Below are 5,248 nucleotides of genomic sequence, written 5' to 3' on the forward strand. Positions count from 1 at the left end.
TCCGACTCCGACATGCACACGCTGGGGTTCAGGTTCCGTCCGTGGACCGAGCGTCAGGCCATCGCCGACGGCAAGCCGATCCTCGACTACGTCAAGGGCACCGCGGCCATGTACGGCATCGACGAACACATCCGGCTCAGGCACAGGGTGCTCGGCGCCGACTGGTCGCACGCAGAGAACCGCTGGACCCTGCAGGTCGACAACAACGGGAAACCGAGCACCATCACCTGCACATTCCTGTTCCTGTGCAGCGGCTACTACAACTACGAGCGGGGCTATGCCCCGGAGTTCCGCGGCGCGCAAGACTTCACCGGGCCGATCGTCCACCCGCAGCACTGGCCGGAGGACCTCGACTACGCCGGCAAGAACGTCGTCGTGATCGGCAGCGGCGCAACCGCGGTCACGTTGATCCCCGCGCTGGCGGATTCGGGCGCCGGGCACGTGACCATGCTGCAGCGCTCACCGACTTACATCGTGTCGCAGCCCAAGCGGGACACGATGGCCGAACGGCTCAACCACTGGCTGCCGGACAACCTGGCCTATAGCGCGATCCGCTGGAAGAACGTCGCGCGGCAGGCGGCGCTGTACGGCGCCTGCCGCAGGTGGCCGCAGCGCATGCGCAAGATCCTGCTGGGCTTCGTCGAACGCCAACTGCCCGCGGGGTACGACGTGCAGAAGCACTTCGGCCCGCAGTACGACCCGTGGGACCAGCGGCTGTGCCTGGTGCCCAGCGGCGACCTGTTCCGCGCGATACGCAAGGGCCGGGCCGAGGTGGTCACCGACACCATAGACCGGTTCACGGCCACCGGCATCCGGCTGCACTCCGGCCAGGAGTTACCGGCCGACGTCATCATCACCGCAACCGGTCTGAACCTGCAGCTGTTCGGCGGCGCGACCGTCACGGTCGACGGGGAACCGGTGGACCTGACCACGACGATGGCCTACAAGGGCATGATGCTGTCCGGGTTACCGAACATGGTCTACACCGTCGGCTATACCAACGCGTCGTGGACGCTGAAGGCCGACCTGGTGTCGGAGTTCGCCTGCAGGTTGCTGAACTTTATGGACGACAACGGTTTCGACACCGTGGTGGTCGAGCACCCGGGTCCTGACGTCGGTGAACGCCCGTTCATGGAGTTCACCCCCGGGTATGTGTTGCGCTCGCTCGATGAGCTGCCCAAGCAGGGCTCGCGCACGCCGTGGCGGCTGAACCAGAATTACCTGCTCGACATCCGGCTGATCCGGCGCGGCAAGATCGACGACGAGGGCCTGAGGTTCACCAAAAAGCCTGCGCCAGTGCCGGTTCAAGCTTCGACGACGACAATCCCGTCGTCGTCGCTGTAGGCGAGCTCGCCGGGAGCGAACGTCACTCCACCCAAGCTGACCTCGACGTCGCGCTCGCCCGACCCGGTCTTGGCGCTCTTGCGGGGGTTGGTGCCCAGCGCCTTGATGCCGATGTCGATCCCGCGCAGCGCGGCGGCGTCACGGACGGCGCCGTTGATCACCAGGCCGGCCCAGCCATTGGAGCGGGCCAACTCGGCTATGAGGTCTCCGACCAGTGCGGTGTGCAGGGAACCGGCGCCGTCGACGATCAGCACCCCGCCCGCGCTCGGCTGTGAGAGCACCGATTTGAGCAGCGCGTTGTCCTGGAAACAGCGCACGGTGCTGATCGGCCCGGCGAAGTGGGGACGCCCGCCGAATTGACGGAGCTGAAGGTCGCAGCTGCGTACGTGCGGCCCGATTCTGTCGACGAGATCGGCGGTGGGCCGAAATTCCACGGTCACTTCACCGGCGCCGCAGCTGGCGGATCAACAAGATGGCCAGCAGGCTGATTGCGACGGCGACCATCACTGGGACCCGCGACCGGCCCGGGTCCAGCGCCGCCGCATCGCGCAACACTGGGTCGGGTGCGGATTCGACGGTGGACTTCGCTTGTGCGGCAGCATCTTTGGCGGCCGCAGCAAGGTCGCCGTTGGTTTCCGCGCGCTGCGCCATCGCGACGGACTTTCTGGCCGACTCGTGTGGCTTTTGTGGGGACTCCGGGCTGTTGGCCGGCGCCTTCTTGGCGGGAGCCCTCTTGGCCGGTGCCTTCTTGGCCGGTGCGTTGGCCGTGGGCGCCTTCTTGGCGGGGGCGTTGGCGGCGGCTGTCTTCTTGGCGGGAGCTTTCGCGGACTTCTTGGCCGTCTTGGGGGGCGGCTTCTTCGTCGGCGGCGTCGACGCGCCGTCGGGGTCGTGTTCCGGTTGCTCTTGCGGGTCTGCCATGTGGCCGCTCCTTTGCGCATTGCTCGTCGCGCACCAAAATTACGTTTGCCCCATCATGCCAGGAGGAGCGGCGGCGTCCCGGCGGTACCGGCGACGCTGGGGCCCGAGCCGGACCAGCCAGATCGCACCCGGGCCAGGAGCGCGACCGCCACCAGCACGAACGGCCCCGGCGTCCGGGTGCCAAACCCCATCAACAGAAACCTGCGCAAACCGGTCCCCCGACCCCGCCGCCGAGTGCCGCGGGGCCAGGCATCCGTGCAGTACGGACGTGTCAGACCGCGGTCAATCCGAGACGGGCCATCACGTCGGCCTCGATACCGTCCAGTTGAGAGGAAATAGCGGCGTGGGCCGCCCGCCGCCGCGCGGCGGGCATGTTCTCAGCGGCGATGACCGCCGCCGACAGATCGGTCAGCCGCTCGGTCATCGCCGCGACGAACTGCTTGGTCTCGGCGTCCTTCGGCCTGTTGTCCTGCACCAGTCGCAGGGACTTCTCGGAGCCGGTGATCCGGGCCGACAGCTGGGCGCCCTGCCCGGAGAACTGGCCGATCTGGGCCAGCGGGATGCCAAGTTGGTCCGCGCGTCGCTGGTCTATCACCGACCGGGCGGCCATGGCCGCCCGGTAGACCAGCGGGGTGAGGATCGGCGCGATCAGCCGAGACACCGTCAGCGCGCGCCGAATTCTCGTCGGAGACAACACCTTGCCGTCGCGCGCCGCCTTGAGTTCGGCCTCGGCGACCTTCAGGGCCGTCCGGTCGCTTTCGCGCTGGGCTTTGACCTGCGCCCGCAGAGCCTTCGCTGCTGCTTTCCCGGAGGCCTTACGATCATCCTTGATGCGCCGTGCTTCGTTCTTGGCGGCGAGCCTGGCCTCCATCTTGGCGCGGGCCGTGATGGCCCGGGCTTCGGCGCGACGCGTCGCGCGACTCTTTCGTCTAAACAACAGGCCCATGAGCCAACACTAATGGGAATGGACCTGCGGCAGCCCGTCAGGTGTGCCGTGCCGAGGCGGGCGAACCTAGGCTCCCAGACGCTCCGCGGTGTCCATACGGTCGGCGTTGCGCAACTCGTCGGCGTGCTCCATCAGCTCCTGCATGGCCTCAGGGGACAACTCAAGGGCGGCCAGCGCGATTTTGCGCACGCCGTCCTGGCGCACTGCGGCCATCCACGTCAATTCCTTGTCGAGATTCTCGTAGTACTCGTCATCGGTGAAGTAGGCCGGTTTGATGCGGAAGAAGTTGGCCAGCGCCGCCATGGTCGCCGCCGACGGATTCGTGCGGTTTCCCGAGCGTAGCTGGGACAGGTAGGGCGCCGACATCGTGATCCCCTCGGACTTCAGGGCCGCGATCACCTCCGCCGAGGTGTGGGGCCCACGGCCGGGTGGATAGACCGTGTCGAACAAACGGTTCAGCCGGGCAGCAAATGTCGTGCTCATCGGTGTGACCTCCACGGGACTCTCGAAGCGAACTGTTTCCCAAGCGTATTTGCTGATTATGATGGGCTGGGTTGGGGTGGGCATCCGGTTGCAAACGTGTCGTTATTCGCTGGTGCCTGCCAGGCGACCGCCCGACCTGCATCCACCGAGCCTCCAATCTCTCCTGTCACGTGTCCACTGATTCTGCTGATTTCACAGGTGATACGCAGAAAAGGGGTAGCGGGGCAAGGTTGGCCAAGGCAGTGCGTGCGTTTCGTCAAGTGACCTGAACGACGGTGACGGACGAAATCACCGCAACCGCTCCCGCGCGGTGACCGGCGAAGGTTAGCCTTTGCTGCGGTGTTGAGCGACCGAATCGCGGAGCTCGCTGTGAAGACCCCTGCATATCGCCGGATTTACCGCGGTCGCGCTCGCCAAGCGGGGCGGGCCGGCGGGGTGGCTGCCGGCGACACCGGCCTGCGGAGCCGTGGGCCACCTCACGGACGGACCCGCCGGGCGAAACGGTCGTGCGCAATGTGTAGGCATCGGTGTTTGCCCGCGGGTGCGCCGACGGCGTGCCCGCGATAGCGCCCCCGGGCCGTTTCTCTGGGAACTCGCGCTGGGAACTCGCGCACCGCCGGCCACGACGCGAAGGTGTCCGGCGACTCCCGGCGGAGGTTGCCGTGCGCGTGCGGGCGTGATCACGCCGCGAGCAGCATCGCCAGGACCGCCGTGTCGGGGTGGCTGATCGGATCGACGCCGACCCGGCTGACCATCGACGTGACAGTCCCGTCGGCCTCGGCCTCCACCCAGGCCGCCCGGTGCTCGAGCCCCAGATAAGGCAGCCCGGGCAACAGGACGCAGCCCGATGCCGCGCCGGCGCATTCCGGTAACGACGGGGTGGTTTCGCAGGGGGGATGCAGCATCAGCAGTGCGGGGGGCTGACGGTCGGCGAAATGGCCCGGCTGGATGGCCGATTCACCGAAGACGGTGCCTTCGGCCAGCACCAGGCCCACCGTGCCCGGCTCGGGTTCGTCGGGCAACTCCTCGCGGGCACCGAACACGGTTGTGGTGGAGAGCAATCCGGGTAGCGATGCGACACGAACCGCGACCATGAGCAGCTGAGCCCACTCCTTGGTGGAATCGGGCCAACGACCCGAGACCACAAACCCTTTGAGGGCGCCGCGAGAATGGAAAGGGGAAATCCCTATGTGTCCACTTGGTCCGGTTTCCATCTCGACCTCCGTGCGCGTCCGTCCGAAATAACGACGCTGGTAGCCCGAATAGCTCAGCATGCCTGTGGTTTCGGCGGGTTGCAACTCGACACGGCCACGGCGGTCGGGATGTCGAAGTTCCCCGGAAAAGGGATCGGGGCGCCGCGCAACCGGCGCGGCGCCCCAGCCTGGGAATGGGAAGTCAGCCGGCAATCAGGCCTGTGGTCTTCGACGTCGCGGCGGCGTAGCGCGACTGGACGTCCTCCCAGTTGACGATGTTCCAGAACGCCTTGGCGAAATCGCCCTTGACATTCTTGTACTGCAGGTAGAACGCGTGCTCCCACATGTCGAGCACCAGGAGCGG

At 66.9% G+C, this 5,248-nt stretch carries 7 protein-coding genes; 1 reads left to right on the plus strand and 6 read right to left on the minus strand.

Annotated elements, in window-relative coordinates:
• The coding region (locus ACOJVU_RS21335) for a flavin-containing monooxygenase (protein ID WP_421531615.1) at window positions 1–1,344 on the plus strand (1,344 nt) is incomplete at its 5' end.
• Here the strand turns inward: ACOJVU_RS21335 and rraA are convergent.
• The 6 genes from rraA to ACOJVU_RS21365 form a co-directional block, all read right to left on the minus strand.
• Entirely contained in the window at window positions 1,305–1,784 is a 480-nt protein-coding gene (gene rraA, locus ACOJVU_RS21340) for a ribonuclease E activity regulator RraA (RefSeq protein ID WP_421531616.1), read from the minus strand. The two genes, ACOJVU_RS21335 and rraA, sit on opposite strands and share 40 nt — an antisense overlap.
• Before the next feature lies 1 nt (window position 1,785).
• Complete coding sequence (locus ACOJVU_RS21345; RefSeq protein WP_421531617.1) at window positions 1,786–2,262, minus strand: nucleoid-structuring protein H-NS; 477 nt, start codon at window positions 2,260–2,262, stop codon at window positions 1,786–1,788.
• A 271-nt stretch (window positions 2,263–2,533) separates the two neighbouring features.
• Window positions 2,534–3,208 carry a DUF6474 family protein gene (locus ACOJVU_RS21350; protein ID WP_421531618.1) on the minus strand — a complete coding sequence of 225 codons (675 nt, stop codon included), beginning with the start codon at window positions 3,206–3,208 and terminating at the stop codon, window positions 2,534–2,536.
• A gap of 66 nt (window positions 3,209–3,274) precedes the next feature.
• Complete coding sequence (locus ACOJVU_RS21355) at window positions 3,275–3,691, minus strand: transcriptional regulator (protein WP_421531619.1); 417 nt, start codon at window positions 3,689–3,691, stop codon at window positions 3,275–3,277.
• Window positions 3,692–4,371: 680 nt separating this feature from the next.
• Window positions 4,372–4,905, minus strand: coding sequence for a peptidase (locus ACOJVU_RS21360; RefSeq protein ID WP_421531620.1), 534 nt, complete (start codon window positions 4,903–4,905; stop codon window positions 4,372–4,374).
• A gap of 181 nt (window positions 4,906–5,086) precedes the next feature.
• Window positions 5,087–5,248 (minus strand): Fe-Mn family superoxide dismutase (locus ACOJVU_RS21365; RefSeq protein WP_421531621.1); only part of this gene is annotated, 162 nt, incomplete at its 5' end.

It is taken from the genome of Mycobacterium sp. THU-M104, assembly GCF_049197365.1.
In the GTDB taxonomy this organism is placed as follows: Bacteria; Actinomycetota; Actinomycetes; order Mycobacteriales; family Mycobacteriaceae; genus Mycobacterium.